This window comes from Streptomyces sp. NBRC 110028, assembly GCF_001417735.1.
Taxonomy (GTDB): domain Bacteria; phylum Actinomycetota; class Actinomycetes; order Streptomycetales; family Streptomycetaceae; genus Streptomyces.
This window is the reverse complement of sequence record NZ_BBUZ01000024.1, coordinates 79,141-95,613: the sequence shown is the minus strand read 5'-3', so window position 1 is coordinate 95,613 and position 16,473 is coordinate 79,141. Positions and strand designations below refer to the sequence as shown.

The window sequence follows — 16,473 nt, the reverse complement described above, 5'->3', positions numbered from 1 at the left end:
GGTGGCGGGCCCCTTACTTGTACATGGTCTGGTTCATCGTTCCGGGGGCGTACGCGTCCGGGTCCACCCAGACGTTGATGAGCGACGGCTTGCCCGACTCGCGGGCGCGCCGCAGCGCGGGCGCGATGTCGGCGGGGTCCCGTACCTCCTCGCCGTAGCCGCCGAGCATTCGCGCGAACTGGTCGTACGGCACGTCGCCGAGGGTGTTGCCGATCCGCTCCCGGGCGTCCCCGTACTTGGCCTTCTGGCCGTAACGGATCTGGTTCATCGAGGAGTTGTTGCCGACGATGCCGACGAACGGCAGGTTGAAGCGGACCAGCGTCTCGAAGTCCCAGCCGGTCAGCGAGAACGCGCCGTCGCCGAAGAGCGCCACCACCTCCTTGTCGGGGCGCGCCTGCTTCGCCGCCATCACGAACGGCACCCCGACGCCGAGCGTCCCCAGCGGACCGGGGTCCATCCAGTGGCCGGGCGTCCGGGGCTGCACGACCTGCCCGGAGAACGTGACGATGTCGCCGCCGTCGCCGATGTAGACCGAGTCCTCGGTCAGGAAGTCGTTGATCTCGCTGACCAGACGGTACGGATGAATGGGGGAGGCGTCGGACCGCAGCTGCGGCAGCCGCTTCTCGATGGCCGTCTGCTCGGCCGCGCGCAGCTCGTCCAGCCACTCCTTGCGCCGGCCCGCCCCGCCGTTGATGCGGCCGGACGCCGCCTGGGTGACGGCTGACAGAATCTGATGACTGTCACCCACTATCCCAAGATCGATATCCCGGTTCTTGCCGACCGTCCGGTAATCCAGGTCGATCTGGACCACCGTCGCATCGGGCGACAGCCGCTTCCCGTACCCCATCCGGAAGTCGAACGGCGTCCCGACGATCACGATCAGATCGGCGCCTGCGAACGCGTACCGGCGCGAGAGCTGGAAGTGATGCGGATCCCCGGGCGGCAGCGTGCCGCGCCCCGCGCCGTTCATGTACGCGGGCACGTTGAGCGTCCGCACCAGCTCGATCGCGGCGTCGGTCGCCCGGCACGTCCACACCTGGCTCCCCAGCAGGATCGCCGGCTTCTCCGCGTGCACCAGCAGATCGGCCAGCTTCTCGACCGCCTCCGGATCACCCGCGCTGCGCGTCGACGCCCGATACGCGCCCGCCTTCGGTACCCGCGCCGTGCCGACCGGCACCTTGGCGTCCAGCACATCGCGCGGGATCTCCAGGAACGACGGCCCCGGCGCCCCGTGGAAGCACTCCCGGAACGCCATCGAGACCATGTCCGCGGCCCGCGCGGTGTCCGGCACGGTGGCCGCGAACTTCGTGATCGGCGCCATCATCTCGACGTGCGGAAGGTCCTGAAGGGACCCCATCTTGTGCTGCGTATGAGCCCCCTGCCCCCCGATCAGCAGCATGGGCGACTCGGCCCGGAAGGCATTGGCCACCCCGGTCACCGCGTCGGTGGTCCCCGGCCCGGCGGTGACCACCGCGCAGCCGGGCTTCCCGGTGATCCGGGCATAGCCGTCGGCGGCATGCGCGGCCACCTGCTCGTGGCGCACATCGATGACGTCGATGCCCTCGTCGACGCAGCCGTCGTAGATGTCGATGATGTGGCCGCCGCAGAGGGTGTAGATGACCTCAACACCCTCCGCTTTGAGCGCCTTGGCGACCAAGTGCCCACCGGAGATGAGGTCCTGGCTGTCGTCGGGCATGGCGAATCGCGTCCCTTCGTAGGGGTCGGTGCCGTCTCGCGCTTGGATTGCATACAGTCGACGTTATTCTGTATGAAGCCCGTTATCCCGCATCGGCGGATCGATGTCCAGGGGGCGTACGTCAATCGTTCGATCAAGTCCGCGCGACCGTTGTCGCGGCATGGCCGCCACCCTGCGTGACCCCCTGTGCGCACGGCTCCGCCCGCCCCCGCGTCACCGCAGGTCGTCGCGGGGGCGGGCGCCACGCATACGGCGGTGAAACGCACCCCGAAACCTTGGTATCGTTGTCCATGTCGCCGCGGGCAACCGCGGGGCACACCTTGTCCGGGTGGCGGAATGGCAGACGCGCTAGCTTGAGGTGCTAGTGCCCTTTATCGGGCGTGGGGGTTCAAGTCCCCCCTCGGACACGTACTGATGGCCCACGGGCTTCATGAGAGTGCTGGTCGAGTCTCATCTCGGCCAGCACTTTGTGCTTCCCGGAGTCGTACGTGAGCCGCAGTCCGAGCTGCCGGTAGATCTCGGCCTTGTCCTCGGGCTCGGCCTGGCGTACCACAGCGGCCAGATCCTTGATCGAGTGGACGAGCCGGGCGATCTCGTCGCGGGACATCCGGGCCCCCACCCCCTTGGGTGATGCGCGCAGCTCGGCTTCGGCCCTGGCCCGGCGGGCCTGGGTCTCGGCGATCCACTGGGTGACGACGACGGGGTCGGCGCCCGCTTCGAGGGCGGCGCGGTGGGTGGCGAGCTTGGAGTCGCAGTCGGCGATCACCTTACGGACAGCCGCAACGGCGGCGGTCTCTTGTTCGGGGGCCGCCGCGGTGGCCATGAGGTCGATGGTGTCGTCGAGACGATGTGGGAGGAACACTTTGGCCAGCCAATCGTCGAGGTGTGATGACCCAGCTCTCGCGCAGGTACACGTTGCGGGGATGCTGGACGCGGTTGGCGAGCGCGTACTGGTCGGGGAACCGGCAGCGGTAGTACGCCTGCTCATGTGCCCAGTGGCCCTGCATCTTGCGCTCGCATGCCGCGCAGACGATCGCCCCTCGGAGCAGGTAGGGGTTGCGGGTCCGTTTGATCCCGTGGGCGGGACTGGTCCGGGTACGGGCTTGGAAGATGTCCTGGACACGCGCGAAGGTGTCATCGTCGACCAGCGGGGTATGGACGATCTTCTTGGAGACGATCCACTTGTCCTGGCTGTTCCAGCGCATGGCGGTGGTGTAGCCGAGGGTGACGTCGTCGATGTCGAGCAATGCCTCGTGCTTGTGCTGCCGGTTCCAGACTTGGCGGCCGGTGTAGCGGGGATTGCCGAGGATCGCGCGGACGGCGCTTTTCGCCCAGGCGCGGGTGTCACGGTGGGGGTTGCGGGCCCGGTCGTGGGCGGAGGGGCTGGGGATGCCGTCGCGGGTCAGGCCCTCGGCGATGGCGAAGATGCCAAGGCCACTGAGGAACTCGGTAAAGATCCTGATCACGACCGGGGCGGTGTCCGGGTCGGGTTCGAGGCCGTACAGGCGTTTGCCGTTCTGGGCCTTGCCGGGGTTGGGGTGCGGGCCGAGGTCGACGAGCCGGTATCCGTACGGGGGTCTGCTGCCGAGGTAGCGGCCTTCCATGAGGGCCTGGGAGGCCATGGCGGCGTGCACACGGACCTTGATGCGGTTGCGCTCGCCCTTGGACATGCCGCCGAAGACCGACATGATCAGGTCGTGGGCCTCGTTGTCCGGGTCGATGGGGCCGCCCAACTCAGGCACCCACAGCGGCACGCCGTAGTGGACGAAGAGCGGGAAGGTGTTGCCGAACTGGCTTCCGTAGAAGGCGCGCTGGGGCTCACCGATCACCACCGCATCGAACCCGCGGCGGCTATCGGCGAGCGCGGCCAGTAGCGCAGCCGCCCGGGGGCGGCGTTTCCAGGGCAGGGCGCGGCTCTGGCTGATGTCGAAGTGCTCGGCGACGATTTTCCCGCCCGCGGGTTCGATCAGGGCCTGGGCTCGGTTTAGCTGCCATAGGCGCGAGGCTTCCGGGTCCTGCTGGTCCTCGGTGGAGACGCGCCCGCAGAAGGCGAACAGCATCCTGCGGTCGGCAGCCGGCACGGGTGAAGGCATGGGCCGGTCTCTTCGGAGCCATGGAAGCGGACGGTCGTCATCAGCCATCGGGGCACCCTCTCGACCCGTGGTGGTCCTGGTGGACCACCACCGATAGCTCCACCTCTTCCAGAGAGCCAGCCTGCCCGGCGTGGCGGGTGAGGATCCGCAACAGGACCTCGGCGGCCGGCCGTGTCAGCGTCGGGCCATCAGGCGGGAGAACTGCCTGGAAGCCGTCCGGGGGCGCTTCGCCGCCGCTTCGGGAGTCGCGGCAGCGCCCGCCTCGTTGGGGACGGCCACCGGCAATGCGGCAGCCAGGGACGCGAGCTCGTGTGCTGGCGTCGGCGCATGAACCGCTGCTGGGTTGGGGCGAGTCGATGTGGTCGCCATGGGCGGCCTGGATGCTCACCCCGGAACACAGGCCGCCCATCCGCGGGCCGTCGCCATCACCGTGGTCATCACGGTGCACAGTGCCGTCCGGCTGGTATTGGTTCACCCGCTGCTCCGTCTGTCCGCCCGCCGGTAACCGCAGCGGTCTGTCGTCGGCCGAGTGGGGTGCTGCACGCGGCCGATGCAGGGGGCCCTCCGGGACTCCGCGGGGTGCGCCGCGGAGGGGTCGGGCCGGGTGAAGACCAGCACGTCTTCGTGTTGGACGAGGTGGAGGGGGATGCCCTGGCGGCGAGCGTCGCCGATGTTCTTCATCTGGAAGAAGGAGGGACGGGCGATGAGTCGGCTGTCGCGGATGCCGGCGAGGAGGGCGACGCAGCGCTCAGTGGGGATCAGCCCTGCGGTGCGTCCGGCGGCGAGGACGGCGGAGGGAAGATCGATGAGTTCGCCGCGTGCCCGCCAGGGCCGGGTGGTGACGACGGCCGTGCCGCCGGGACGCAGCATGGTGTGGCACTGGGTGAGGATCTGGGTGAACGCGTCCAGGAGGTGGTCGGTGGAGACGTGGGCGAGGTTGTGCGGGTCGCGGCTGTAGCGGTAGTCCCTTTTGACCACGCCGCTTTCTCCGGTTTCGCGAGTGGAGCGGACCTGGCCGTGGACGGATCGCCCGTACGGGGGTGAGGTGACGACCAGCGCGATCGTGCCGTGGTGGTGGGCGTCGATGAGCTGGGTGAGACGGCGGGCGTCGCCGCGTACCACGTGCCCGCTGCCGTGTCCGGTTCGCCGCGCGGTGCGGGCGATGTTGGCGTGGGCGAGCCGGGCCCAGCGGGATTCGTACTCGACTCCGAGGGCGTTGCGGTCGAGGCGGAGGGCTTCGACCAGGGTGGTGCCGATGCCGCACATCGGATCGAGGACCGTCTCTCCGGGCCGGGTGTAGGTGCGGATGGCGTGGGCGGCGATCGCGGGCAGCATCTTGGCCGGGTGCGCGTTCGAGCCGGAGACGTAGCGGCCGGCGCGCTGAGCGGGGGCGGAGGTGGGCGCGGTGTTCCACACCGATTCCCGGTCAGACATGACGTACTCCTTGTCTACGCGCTGGTGATGGCGGACAGGACGAGCAGGTCGGAGTGGATCAAGCCGGGCGGGGCGCCCTTGATCGGTGTGGGCTCGATGCGGTCGCCACTGGGGTGGCCGTGGACGATCACGATGTGCTGCAAGTAGCAGAACCCTGCGGTGCGTGCTGCGGCGATCAGAGGGCCGAGGGGGTCGGTCAGGCATCCGGCGTCGCGGCGCTGGCGTGCGGCGAGCAGCAGGAGTCCGTCGCCGGGGAGGAGGCGGTGGGCACGGTGGAAGAAGCCCGGCCAGCCGTTCTCCATCGCCCCGGGCATGTCTTCGGTGCTGGGGAGCAGCGTGTCGTCGGAGGCCGGGAGGGTGTCGGGGTGCAGTTCGGCGAGCAGCACCGGCCCCCGGCTGGGGCGGCGGACGCCACTGGGGTCGGTGGCGTAGGTGACAGAGCGGGTGCGGGCGTCCATGCCCGGTCCGGCGTCGTTGATGCGGATCGTGATCAGAGGCGCGGGCACGTGCCCGGGGCGGTGGGCGAACTCGGCGCGGATTTTGTCGATCGCCCACACCGGCAGCACGCCCTCGGGGGCGGGGACGTGCTCCGGGTCATCCGGGTTGGGAAGCCAGATGGTGGTCGGCAGCGGGCGAGAGGCGCTGGAATTGCTGGACGCGCTTCGGCGGTCGTGAGCCTTGGGCATCGGGTGACGGCACCCGGGTAAGGGATCCGGCCGTCTGGTGCTGACGTGATCAATAGAGATTCCGCGGGTGGCTCTTTGCCGTCTACTGCGGCCGCTTCGATCTCCTGCACGCCCTGGCCGTTAAGACCGCGCGGGCGCTGCGCCGAGCAGCGATCCACCTAAAAGCCCAGGTCGACGGTGCTGCGAGCCGGTCGCGAGCCACTGGCGAGCCACCTCGGTCCCACGCGCGCAGTCGAGCGGACCGCATCTCTGTGGAACTTCACGTAATTCCCCACCCGCAGCCTCACCTTCCCCGCCCATCCGTTCGACCGAGCGCGTAGTTCGACGCTGGTGCGGGGGCTGTAGATGCGGTGATTACGTGGCCCCTGACTTGTACCGCCAAACGGCATGCTCCAGCCCACCTCTGTCGTGCCCGAGAAGTGTGGCGGCTTCCTCGTACACTGCGCGCAGCTGCTCGTAACGGAGATCCGGAACACCAGCATCCGTAGCAAAGGTGCGCAGATGTGCGTCGACGGCGACCTGCGAATGGCCGACAAGGTTGCCGATGTAGTCGATGCTCTTCGGTCCTACCCCCTTCACAGTGCGCAGGGCGGCGCGATTGGCCTGCTGGTCGAGCCACGTGTGGAGATCCTCGCGGGTATCGACCCCGTGGTCAGCTAGGAGGTCTGTGATGGCGTGGGCCGTCGCGAGTTTCTGAGCATGGTTGAACTTCATGGCGACAGCGAGGTCTTCCGTGGCGAGCCGACTCTGGAACCCACGGACTGTTCTCGCATCCGGCCAGATTATTTGCAGGCGGAGAAGCCGCGGTCGGAGGGTCGCCTCATAGTCACACCGGGGTTGGAAGCTGACGTCGCAGACGACAGCACCCATGTGGTTCCATCCGCCGGGCTGGGGAAACGGACCGCCGCCCAGGAGATGCTGAACGTGGTCGGCGAGCCGCTGGGCAAGACTGGGGACGGTCATAGACCAATGATGATGGCCTTGTTCGACGATCCGGGCGGAATGCGTAAAACCCTCGAACGGTTGGGGCGGGAAGGGGCGCTGCTCGTGGGGAATTACGTGAGCGTCGACAATCTCCTCATTCATCCCCGCTTCGCCAGAGCTTGCCCTGCTGCCGGGAATCTGGCGCGACGCAGGGCAGACGGACTCCGCACGAAGCCGCGTAGTGATTCCGGCACCGCCCTCGCTGGCATGGGACGCCGAGGGGCGCTGAATGGTCCGGAGACGTCTTCAAGATTTTTTAGTTCGATTCTCGCTGAGGTGCTACGAGCCCCGATCCTGCTCGTAGCAGGCGGGCCAGATACGGGCCATCGCACGGGGCGGGCCATGAGGCGGTTTGTTGTCCGGTGGTGGTGCGCGGGCGGGTCGGTGGTGGCGCGGGGTGGTGAAAGGGCTGGCGGCGGAAGTTGTCCGAACCCCTTCTCGCAGGAGGCCGCCATGTACCGTCCTGTCGCCCGCTGCCCGCGCACGACCACGCTGTCGCCGCTGGAGGAGCTGGAGCAGTCCTTTCTCGCCCTGGCCCGTACCGCGACACCGCTGACCATGCCCGCGCGCCTGGTGTGTGACGAGCCGTCGGAGGAGGCGTGGCCGGTGGATCAGATCCGTGTCCGGCTGGCTCACCCGAGCACCCGGCCCGAGTTGCGGGCACGGACGTGGTGCGAGGTCGTGCGTCGTGCGCACGAGCTCGGTGAGCCGTGGCCGGTGGTTGCGGTGGCGATGACGGTTCCGGTGCTGCGCCGGATGCTGTCGCGCCTGGCTCGTCCAGCGCATCTGGAGCGTCAGGAAGTCGAGCAGGAAGATCTCGCCGCGGTCGCGGTCGCCCTTGCGGAGGTGGATGCGGGCGATCCGGGGGTGGACCGGGAACTGTTCGCGGCGGCGGACCGAGCGGTTCACCGTCTGGTCTATGCGGCTCGCCGCCGCGGTGAGCGGGAGGCGGGCGAGCCGACGGTGCACCTGGGACGCCTGCACTCCCGCGTGATCCCCGAGGACATGGAGGGCTCGATGGTGTCGGACGAGTATCAGGTGCTGGCTCGCGCGGTACGGGCCCGGGTCGTGGACTTGGCCGAGGCGCAGTTGATCGCCCGTACCCGGCTGCACGGCGAGTCGATGGGGACGCTCGCCGGCGAGCGTGGGGTGAGTATGCGTCAGCTGTACCGGCATCGCTCCGCTGCTGAACAGCGCCTGGCTTCTCACCTGCGTCATCAGGCTGAGTAAGGAGCCATACGAGGGACGTCCGGCGCCGGGGCGTCAACGCTCCGGCGCCGGATTCTCTATCAGAAGGCAGACGGGGCTTCTTCTGATCCACCGATCGGCAGGGGCCCCGGGCCTGGCAGGAGCTATTTCGTCATCGCTCCTGTGCTGTCGGGCCGTTTGCTGGGTGGGGGTGGGCACTCCGTCTCGTGCTGACACCCCGAGAGCCATCCGGTAGCCGCCGAAGGAGGCCGGCCCCGGGCGAAGGATCGGGCTCACCCCACCCGCTCTGCGTCTTCTCGTTGTTCTTGTGCCTGATGGAGGTGTCCTGCCATGTTCAGCCGCTTCCGTCGGCCGCCCGGCGTACGTCACGTCGTGCGCGGTGGGGTTCTGGTGGTGTTCACCGCGGTGATGACGGCCGTAGCGCTGTTGGCGGATCCGCCAGTGGTGTGGGCCGTGGCCACGATCCCGCAGGTGATCTCGAATTTGCGGGGCTGGATCGTGGGACTGCTGACCGGCTTGGCGACGCTCTTCCTCACCTTCGGCGGCCTGCGCTACCTCATGGCCGGCGGTGACCCGGGGGAGGTCGAAGCCTCCAAACGGGCTCTGAAGGCCGCAGCGGTCGGATACGGGCTGGCGATGCTCGCCCCCGTCGTGGTGGGAGTCTTGCAGCAGATCGTGGGCGTGGATGGCGGCGGGCAATGACCCGCACCGGCTACCTCCTCTCCATCCTGTTGCTGACGTCCATCGGGCTCGTCATCGGTGCCGGGCCGCCTACCGTGCCGGTTGCACATGCGGTATCCCTGCCGGAAGCGACTGCCCGAGTGCCTGGTGTGCCGGCCGATCCGGAGCCGCGGCCCGAGCTGGGGCCCGCTGCCAGTGCCTCCGCACCTGGGGCGGTCACCCCGGGCGGGCGGCCCTTGGTCTCCATCGAGGCCCCCTTCCTCATCCAGGTTCCCGGCGAAACCGCACGACTTCTCGGCACCGGAAACACCGCCGCGGAAGGCCCCGTCTGGTGGACCGAGGCACGCGCCACCACCGCCGTACCTGAAGCCGGACAGCTCGCTGGCTCGTTCGCCGGGCGCCTCGCCACCGTGCTCCACGGCACCACCTGGCCACCGGAAGCGGCGACCACCGATGTCGTCCCCCTCGCCACCGACAGCCCGACACCCGCGGCGAACATAGCGCCCCACCCGGCCATCGACGTCCTCACCGACACGACAGCGGTCGTCCTCCAGGACCGTCCGGTCATCCCCATGACCAGCTGGCTATCCGACGCGTTGTGCACGGCCATCACCAGCGACCGCGCCCTCCAAATCGTCACCCCGAACACCGCTCGCCTCACCCTCCCCACCCGCCACGCTCTGGGCGGGCACCCCCACCGCTGGGTCGTTCAAGACCCACAGGACGGCTACTACGACGGCCTCTCCGGCGCCGTACTGCGCTGGCAGAACGACACCTTCGCCCCCGCCCGCGCCACGTCCGGCACATCACTCGTCGCACCAGCCTTCGCCAACACCACGGCCACTGGCGACCGCCAACTCATCGTCGCCATCCGCACCCGATACCCGGCAGACGAACGCCTCGTCCTCGGCCGCGCGCTGGAGACCGCCTGGCACCACCTCACCGGCGCCTCACCCGCCGGATGGAGCACCGCCGAGCCCGTCAACCTGGCCTGGTCCACCCGTCAGCTGACCGACCTCGCTCGCCAGCGCGCACCCCAGCCCACCTGGCTGATCGCCATCGGTCACCCCGGCCGCCCCGCACTCGCCACCGTCCGCATCGCCCGCACCCCCGCCGGAGTCGAGGAGGACATCACCCTTTCCCTCGGCTACGGCGAATATGAGCCTCCACCGCTGGACGCCATCCCCAGCCTCGCCGAGACTCTCGCCACCGAGCATGCCCTGACCTCGATGCTCACCTCACTGGGCCACGGCCCCCGCGACCTCACCATCCCCCCACACATCGCGGCCCCTCCGAACCCGGTGGCCCTCACCCTCGGCCCCGACACCGTCCACGAGATCGGCACCCACCACGCCCAGCACCCCCCCCTCAACCTCGCGCCCGCCCGTCTCGGCCCAGCCTCCCGTCCCGCCCTGCACTACCCCCTCGGCGACGGCACCGACGACCAGACCTGGACCACCCTTAAACACCTCACCCAACACCTGCGCACGGGAACCTGACCCACCAGATCAGTCCCTCACCGCACGGATCACGACATGAGCGGTGAGCGGGGCCACAGGGCGAATTACCGCAGCGCTCCGGCGACCGGCAGGCCCTGCCGGTGCAGCTCGCGCACCCCACGGTGCACCAGTCGGCGTAGTCGGTATTGGTGTCCGATCAGGCAACTGAAGGTCCCCATGAACCGGACGACCGGTGAACTCGCTTCCTATCAGTGCTGGTCACCCACTGCGGTGACGCTGGCCGAACTGGTCCGGGTTGCCGGTTCCGCTGGAGCGTCGAGGAGTGCTTCCAGACCGCCAAGAATCGGGTCGGCCTGGATCGCTACCAGGTGAGGCTGGACCTCCTGGCACCGGCACACCATGCTCGCCCTGGCCTTCCTGGCCAGCGTCGCCGCCAGCGCGATCCCCAGCCGACGCGCGAATCCGCACCACCCCGTCCGCAACAGCGACCGAACACCTTGATCGTCCCGGAGATCCGCCGCCTCCTCACCATAGTCTTCAACCCTGGCCGTCACCAGACTGCACAGGTCCACCCGACGCAGACCCATCAGGCAGCAGCTCGACGCACCCACTACTGACGACGGTCCGCCAAACGAAGACGCTGGATAGATCAGCGACCAAGTCATCCGATGGCCGTCCTGGTCGCGCCCCCGTGCCTGGTGACTCGCGGGCGGCATCGAATCTTCACCGCGCCTCGGACAAATGCCTCGTCGGTGGCCTTGCTCGACCACACGAAGGCTTCACCGGGGTTCAGCGACGCCATTTTTTCCGCGGTCAGAGTGGATAGGGCGGCGTTCGCTTTCTGCAGGTGTTTCAGCCACGCGGGTGAGGTGAACTTGTGCAGCACCATGTGGTTGGACAGCTCGATCAGAGAAATCGGCACGGACGGCGGATCCTGGCTGGCTACCAGAATTGACATGCCTTTATGACGCATTTCACGGACGCTGGACACCAACCCGTCAACGAGATCGGGGCTGCGAATGTACTTGTGGGCCTCGTCGAAGACGACAAGTTTGTTGAACGCCTGTCCCTCGTGCCGGGCATCGGCGAACAACTGCATGAGGACGACGAACAGACCGAGCGCCTCGTCCTCCCCGATGTAATCATCACGCAGATCGACGATGATCAGTCGTCCAGGTCGTACCAGATCCTGCAGCCGAGCATTGTCATCAATGTACTCGGCGGCCAGGTCCAGTCGCTCGTAGGCCAGTTGCTTGAGCGCATCCGACAGGGAGGACTGCTCGACTCCCAGCCGGATCGCGTCCAGCGTCAGATCGTTGCGGTTGGCCTTCATGATTCTTCCGAGCTGGCGGATGTAGAGCGCTTGGTTGCCGACAGCCCCCATCAGGAACCGCCAGTGCGCGGCCTTCAGCTCGGATGACGAGAAAGTGAGGGGTCGTACGTCGAGATCCGGATAGTCCTGCTTGCGGTCCTCCACCTTGTCGGCAGGGGCCAGCAGCAGCACGTCGGACAGCGCGGCGGGTTCGGCTCCGTAGCGTTCCCGGAGGGCGGCCAGCTGCTCCTCGTCGCTGTTGGGGCTGGTCATGCTGGTGAACTCGGGTGCGTAGTCCTGTGTGTCACTGTAGTGGAAGACGATACTGGCCAGTGGGTGCGAAAGGTGGTTGACGCCGACGGCGGGCAGGCTCGCCATCTCAAGGATCGATCCGAGGGTGTAGCTCTTTCCTCCGCCCTGTACACCGAACAGGCTGATGGTGTGCGTCTCGTTGAGGTCGAGGGCGACCTTCCGGCCCGCGCTCACACCGAGCAGACCGTATTGCGCGGTCGGTTTCGACACTCCGAGGAAGACATCCGGGACCGCGGGGCAGTCCGCCGAGTCCGCCGAGTCCGCAAAGGACGGTGGTTGTGAGGGTTTCTCCGGTTCGCTGTCCGGCACCGTGCCCTCGGCTTCCGCCGCGTTCCTCAGGTCCCCGGTGTCCCCGGCGTCCATCCCCGCGGCAGCGGCATCCTGCGATCCCGGAGCCTGGTCCGTGTCGGCAAGATGTTCGGATGCCTGCCGCGAGCCCGGGATCCGTGCTTCTCCCGCAGCCTTTCCCACGGTGTCGTCGCCGTCGGCCGCCACCGGTACGAACTCTTCGTCCAGCACGGCGCTCAGCGGGGCAGGTTCCTCCGGCAGCTCGCGGCTGCGGTCGCGTGGGCGCAAGCTCCGCGTGGCCTCTCCACGGGTGATTCCCGGGACTTCGGCCTCCGCAAGCAGGTGGGGTGCGCTGCGGACAGGCCCGCCGAGGTACTCCGTCTCCACGGCGTCGAGCAGTTCGGTCACCTGATGACGGCCGATCCGGTGGAATGTGATGCCCCCGTCGACCTCAACGTCCGTGCCGTCCCCGTCAAGGTCGAAGAGGAGACCAGTCCTGGAGAACTCCAACGCGTAACCGTGGTCGAGATGGTCGAGGAGCCACCGCGCCTCGTCGTATCCCTCTTCGTCGAAGAGGCCATAACGGTTCGCACGCCCGAGGTAGTGGCCGAGCAGCGAGCGGAGTGTGAGGTTCTGCAGGGGACGGTCGGGGCGCTCGATCAAGGGGTCGAACTGCGCGGCCAGAATCTCCCGGCTGTTGTCGATCTGCTGGCTGATCTGTTTCTTCTTGGCGTCGTATGCGCCCAGACCGCCCACCCCGGTGAAGCACTTGACCTCGATCAGTCTGCACACCACGATCCTGCGCTCGGCGTCCAGGTCGAACAGCGCCAGGTCGGTCCGGTGCAGCCGCACAGCGGCGTCGCCGGCCGCGATTCGGCGCTGAGCCTCCCCATAGAGATCGGTGTGCGCGTCGAGCGGGATGAGGATCTGGTTGTGAAGTGCGCCCTGGTACCCCAAGTACAGGCGTGCGAGTGCCAGCCCCAGAACCTCGGTACGGCTGCTGCTGCCGAGCGCGGCGAGCTTGAAGGCGAAACTGCCGGAGAGCTCCCTGAGCTGGTCGAAGAACGTCGTCACATGGTGCGGTGCGATGCTGAGCTGTTTGTCGCCGAGCACGGGCCCGACCAGCGCGCGCAACTCGTCGACCGACCGCGACGAGACCACGATGTGATGGCCCATGCCGGGCTGCGCCGTCGCCGAGTAGTCGATGACGTATTCGGGCCGGTCCGCCCGCCCGTGGTCGAAGTACTCCACTCCGAGGGTTCGGTCCACCGTGATGACCCAGTCGCTGGCCTGGTGCACATCGTGCAGGAGCGCCTTGTCCTGGGCCGACAGGCGCAGCGTTATCTGCGGTAGCTGTCCCGGACGCGGCTCCCCGGAGGTCACGGCGACCACGGCGGCCGACAGGGCTTCGGGCAGCGCCGCCATCAGGTCACCGGTCTCCTCGGCCCCGGGCACGGGATCCGTGGCGCCGTGGCGGGGCTGACGGCTCCACGCCACGGACTCCTCGTCCTCGGCGTAGTGGCTGGTCAGCTCCTGTACGAGACCGTGTGCCGCAGCCCGGCCCGAGGTACGGGCGGCGGGCGCGATGTCGTATTGCTCCCCACCGAAGGGGTCGAACAGAACACTCAGATGGGCGGGGAACTCCGCCGCGCGAGTCCGGAGGTCCGTGGCATCACGCACGACGACGGCGAGCTTGGGGCGCAGGGCGTCGCCCGGCGTACCGAACGGCTCCGCGGCGGCGGCTCGCGGTCCCGATCCGGGCGAGAACAGAGCGGTGAGCGCCTCGCCCACCCACGGCTCCTGGGGACGGTCCGTGAAGAGGCGGATGGTGTAGCGCAGCCGGGTCAGGTGCTTGCGGCTCTGCAGCTCTGTCAGCATGGAGGCCAGCACCTCGCCCCGGCCGACGCCGAGGGCGTTGATGACGAGGCTGTCCGCGTACGGGTGGAGGCGCACATACCGCTCGACGCGGTCCGCGAGGTCGGCGCCGGTGATCATGCCGGAGGCCGTCGCGCCGTCGCTCACGCCCAGGGCGGAGCCCAGTCGCGAGACCGTTCCGCGGGGATCGGCCGTCTCACTGGGCAGGCAGACCTGCCAGTAGTCGGTGAACTGCCCCGCCGCGAAGGTGAGTTCACCCGTGGCCAGCGGCACCACGAGCGGGAATCCCAGGGGCGCGAGCCGTTCTACGAGGCTGTGCAGTGTTTCCAGTACCCGGTCCTTGTTGTGGCCCTCGATCCGGTCGAGCCAGTGGTCGGCCAGCGCGGCCTGCCCGCACCACCACAGCACCCGTAGCGGATGGGTGGGCGCGACGAGCACGGCCTGGTGTGGCCCGTCCTGCGTGTCGGCCAGCTCCACAACCATGGTGTCCGTGCGCAGCAGCAGCGCGAGTTCGGCCCGGTCCCGCTCCGCCGTGCCGCCACGGGGGTTCTCCAGTGCGCGGACGCATCGCGTGACCGCTCTGAGATAGGCCTCCGCGCAGCTCTCGGCTTCCTTGTGCATCGTGCGGGGATCGGTGCCCTCCACCACGAGTGGTACGGCGCCGTCCGCGTCCCCCCGTACCGCCGCGAACAGCGCGGCGCGGTCTTGGAGGTAGCGGTCAAGGTCGCTGCCCTCGGCGGGGGTGACGGCCGGGCTCTCGTCGTCGCTCAGGTGCCACCGTCCCGAGGCGTCGACGCTCAGCCGGGGTCCTTGCAGGGCGTACGGCCGGGCCAGCATGCGTTCCTCGGCCTCGGCGAGGGGAATGGGCAGGTCGATGGTGACCGGGCCCGCGGGTCCGAACCGTGCCCGCAATGGCCGGGTCTTGGCCGTCCGGGCTCCCCAGCCCACCTCTCGGCACGACACCCGCCACGGATCGCGGCCCTCCGCACGGGCGGTGAAGCGCAGCCGGTTGATGGCCTGGGCGAGCCCGGGAGCGTGCTGGGAGCGCTGGAGGGGTGGGTCGTCGAACTCACCCTCGGGGACGACGTAGAAGCGGTCGCTCTCGTGTGGCCGGTGAGTGCTGTCAGCGCTGGCCACCCGCAGGGGATCGCCGTTGGCGTCGAGCGGGGTGACCCTGACGAAGTGCCACCCCTCCTCCCAGTCGGCCTTGCGGCCCTTCTTCAGTTTGATACTCGTCTTGTAGACCGTCTTGGCGGTCTTGGCCACCGAGACGGTGGCGGTGAACCCGGTCGGGCTGACCGTGGTGTCGCCGCGGCCCTCGTCGGTCTCGCTCTCGGCGAGGATCTGGATCGAGAAGCGCGCGAGGCCCGCGATATGGCGCGGATCGGGGTCGACGGTGAAGGCGACAGGGAGCGAACTGAGCCCTCCGGGCAGCAAGTACTGCCCGCCGAAGAGCCTCTCCAACGCCGGGTGGTTGCGCAGATCGTCCTCGTTCTGGCCGGCCTTGGGCAGCACCGTCAGTTCGTGGACCTCGATGCCGACCTGTTCACCACCGGGGGTGTTCTCCTGCGGCCAGTGGTGGAAGGCGAGCGGCCAGTTGTCCGGGTCCATGGCGATCGCACGACACCAGCGGGAAGGGGTGTCGAGGCCGGTCCGGGCGGCAAACTGCACCAGTCGGCGTACGAATTCCTCAGCCGCCGGCGAGTTCTGCGGCAGCCCGAGGCTCAGGACCCGCTGACGGTCGGTGGCTGTCGCCTCAGTGAGCTTGGCAACGGTCCTGCGGTTGCGGTCCGCCTTGCGGCCCACCAGCGTCATGTCCTGGAACAGGCCGAAGTCGGGGATCAGCCCGAGCAGGTAGACGGCCGCCCCAGCGGCCTCCGGGTCGTGGTCGTTCTCGCGCAGCGTCAGCAGGTACCGTACGGCGGCCCGGTCGTCCGCTACCGCACCGTCGTCCGTGACCTGCCGGTCCTGTCGGTTCAGCAATTCTGTGACGGGCTGCCGCAACGCCTCGGGCAGCTCGCGCAGCAGTGACGCCTTGAGCTTCGCGTGAACGTCGTCCAGAGACAGCCGCTCGAAGGTGGCGACGCCGAAGGAGTCCTCGGCGCTGGCCCGGGTGCCGGGCGGAACGAACACCAGCAGCGGCGGCCGGAGCCCGCCGTTCTCATCGGGGTTGCGCAGTTCGACAAGTTTGGTGCTGGTCACCGCGACATCGGTGGGAGTCCGGCCGTCGCCGCTGTCCAGGACGAACACCTGGGCGTCGGGCACGAGGACCCGCAGCCCTCGAACCAGCAGTGCGGCGAGGTCGGTGTCGAGGTCGCCGAGCCGCATGCAGTGCCCGGCCTGCCGGCCGCGCAGCACGGCGGCCAGCCGGGGCAGCAGGGCGTGCTCCAGGGCGTCCCGCCACTGTGCCTCGGTGATCTCGGTCAGTCCGCGTGCCATGCCG

Annotated in this window: 10 protein-coding genes, 1 tRNA gene and 1 pseudogene; 5 read left to right on the top strand and 7 right to left on the bottom strand. The window is 68.7% G+C overall.

The window, feature by feature from the left end:
- Nucleotides 1-13: 13 nt before the first annotated feature.
- Nucleotides 14-1,696 (bottom strand): thiamine pyrophosphate-binding protein, encoded by a 1,683-nt coding sequence (locus ASC60_RS09710; protein WP_055548987.1) that lies wholly within the window; start codon nucleotides 1,694-1,696, stop codon nucleotides 14-16.
- 322 nt (nucleotides 1,697-2,018) lie between these two features.
- Between ASC60_RS09710 and ASC60_RS09705 the strand changes: the two genes are divergently transcribed.
- A tRNA-Leu gene (locus tag ASC60_RS09705) sits at nucleotides 2,019-2,103 on the top strand.
- Here ASC60_RS09705 and ASC60_RS42135 read toward each other — a convergent pair.
- The 5 genes from ASC60_RS42135 to ASC60_RS09680 all read right to left on the bottom strand — a co-directional run bounded on the left by ASC60_RS42135 (nucleotide 2,085) and on the right by ASC60_RS09680 (nucleotide 6,872).
- The gene (locus ASC60_RS42135; protein WP_199830913.1) at nucleotides 2,085-2,519 is read right to left on the bottom strand and encodes a hypothetical protein; all 435 of its coding nucleotides are present in this window, start codon (nucleotides 2,517-2,519) and stop codon (nucleotides 2,085-2,087) included. The genes ASC60_RS09705 and ASC60_RS42135 overlap by 19 nt on opposite strands.
- Complete coding sequence (locus ASC60_RS09695; RefSeq protein WP_199830912.1) at nucleotides 2,464-3,789, bottom strand: recombinase family protein; 1,326 nt, start codon at nucleotides 3,787-3,789, stop codon at nucleotides 2,464-2,466. The genes ASC60_RS42135 and ASC60_RS09695 overlap by 56 nt, the downstream gene beginning before the upstream one ends.
- 471 nt (nucleotides 3,790-4,260) lie before the next feature.
- The gene (locus ASC60_RS09690; RefSeq protein WP_055548981.1) at nucleotides 4,261-5,223 is read right to left on the bottom strand and encodes a TRM11 family methyltransferase; all 963 of its coding nucleotides are present in this window, start codon (nucleotides 5,221-5,223) and stop codon (nucleotides 4,261-4,263) included.
- Between the two features lie 14 nt (nucleotides 5,224-5,237).
- Nucleotides 5,238-5,909 carry a hypothetical protein gene (locus tag ASC60_RS09685; RefSeq protein ID WP_055548979.1) on the bottom strand — a complete coding sequence of 224 codons (672 nt, stop codon included), beginning with the start codon at nucleotides 5,907-5,909 and terminating at the stop codon, nucleotides 5,238-5,240.
- A 354-nt stretch (nucleotides 5,910-6,263) separates the two neighbouring features.
- Nucleotides 6,264-6,872 carry a hypothetical protein gene (locus tag ASC60_RS09680; RefSeq protein ID WP_199830911.1) on the bottom strand — a complete coding sequence of 203 codons (609 nt, stop codon included), beginning with the start codon at nucleotides 6,870-6,872 and terminating at the stop codon, nucleotides 6,264-6,266.
- 474 nt (nucleotides 6,873-7,346) lie between these two features.
- On the opposite strand from ASC60_RS09680, the gene ASC60_RS09675 reads away from it, so the two are divergent.
- From ASC60_RS09675 to ASC60_RS43995, 4 genes and pseudogenes are all read left to right on the top strand, one after another.
- A complete protein-coding gene (locus ASC60_RS09675; protein ID WP_055548977.1) occupies nucleotides 7,347-8,123 on the top strand; it encodes a hypothetical protein in 777 nt (258 codons plus the stop codon).
- Between the two features lie 309 nt (nucleotides 8,124-8,432).
- Nucleotides 8,433-8,804 (top strand): pilin, encoded by a 372-nt coding sequence (locus ASC60_RS09670; RefSeq protein WP_055548975.1) that lies wholly within the window; start codon nucleotides 8,433-8,435, stop codon nucleotides 8,802-8,804.
- A gap of 128 nt (nucleotides 8,805-8,932) precedes the next feature.
- Nucleotides 8,933-10,282 carry a DUF6177 family protein gene (locus ASC60_RS09665; protein WP_199830910.1) on the top strand — a complete coding sequence of 450 codons (1,350 nt, stop codon included), beginning with the start codon at nucleotides 8,933-8,935 and terminating at the stop codon, nucleotides 10,280-10,282.
- Between the two features lie 228 nt (nucleotides 10,283-10,510).
- Nucleotides 10,511-10,657 (top strand): annotated as a pseudogene (locus tag ASC60_RS43995) (IS701 family transposase); the annotation flags it as partial.
- Nucleotides 10,658-10,904: 247 nt separating this feature from the next.
- On the opposite strand, the gene ASC60_RS42720 reads toward ASC60_RS43995, so the two are convergent.
- Nucleotides 10,905-16,469, bottom strand: a complete 5,565-nt coding sequence (locus ASC60_RS42720) for an ATP-binding protein (RefSeq protein ID WP_055548969.1) — start codon at nucleotides 16,467-16,469, stop codon at nucleotides 10,905-10,907.
- Nucleotides 16,470-16,473: the final 4 nt, after the last annotated feature.

Coding starts and splice junctions, on each gene's coding strand:
- ASC60_RS09710 (WP_055548987.1), bottom strand. CDS start 1,696: ATGCCCGACGACAGCCAGGACCTCATCTCCGGTGGGCACTTGGTCGCC.
- ASC60_RS42135 (WP_199830913.1), bottom strand. CDS start 2,519: ATGGCCACCGCGGCGGCCCCCGAACAAGAGACCGCCGCCGTTGCGGCT.
- ASC60_RS09695 (WP_199830912.1), bottom strand. CDS start 3,789: ATGCCTTCACCCGTGCCGGCTGCCGACCGCAGGATGCTGTTCGCCTTC.
- ASC60_RS09690 (WP_055548981.1), bottom strand. CDS start 5,223: ATGTCTGACCGGGAATCGGTGTGGAACACCGCGCCCACCTCCGCCCCC.
- ASC60_RS09685 (WP_055548979.1), bottom strand. CDS start 5,909: ATGCCCAAGGCTCACGACCGCCGAAGCGCGTCCAGCAATTCCAGCGCC.
- ASC60_RS09680 (WP_199830911.1), bottom strand. CDS start 6,872: ATGACCGTCCCCAGTCTTGCCCAGCGGCTCGCCGACCACGTTCAGCAT.
- ASC60_RS09675 (WP_055548977.1), top strand. CDS start 7,347: ATGTACCGTCCTGTCGCCCGCTGCCCGCGCACGACCACGCTGTCGCCG.
- ASC60_RS09670 (WP_055548975.1), top strand. CDS start 8,433: ATGTTCAGCCGCTTCCGTCGGCCGCCCGGCGTACGTCACGTCGTGCGC.
- ASC60_RS42720 (WP_055548969.1), bottom strand. CDS start 16,469: ATGGCACGCGGACTGACCGAGATCACCGAGGCACAGTGGCGGGACGCC.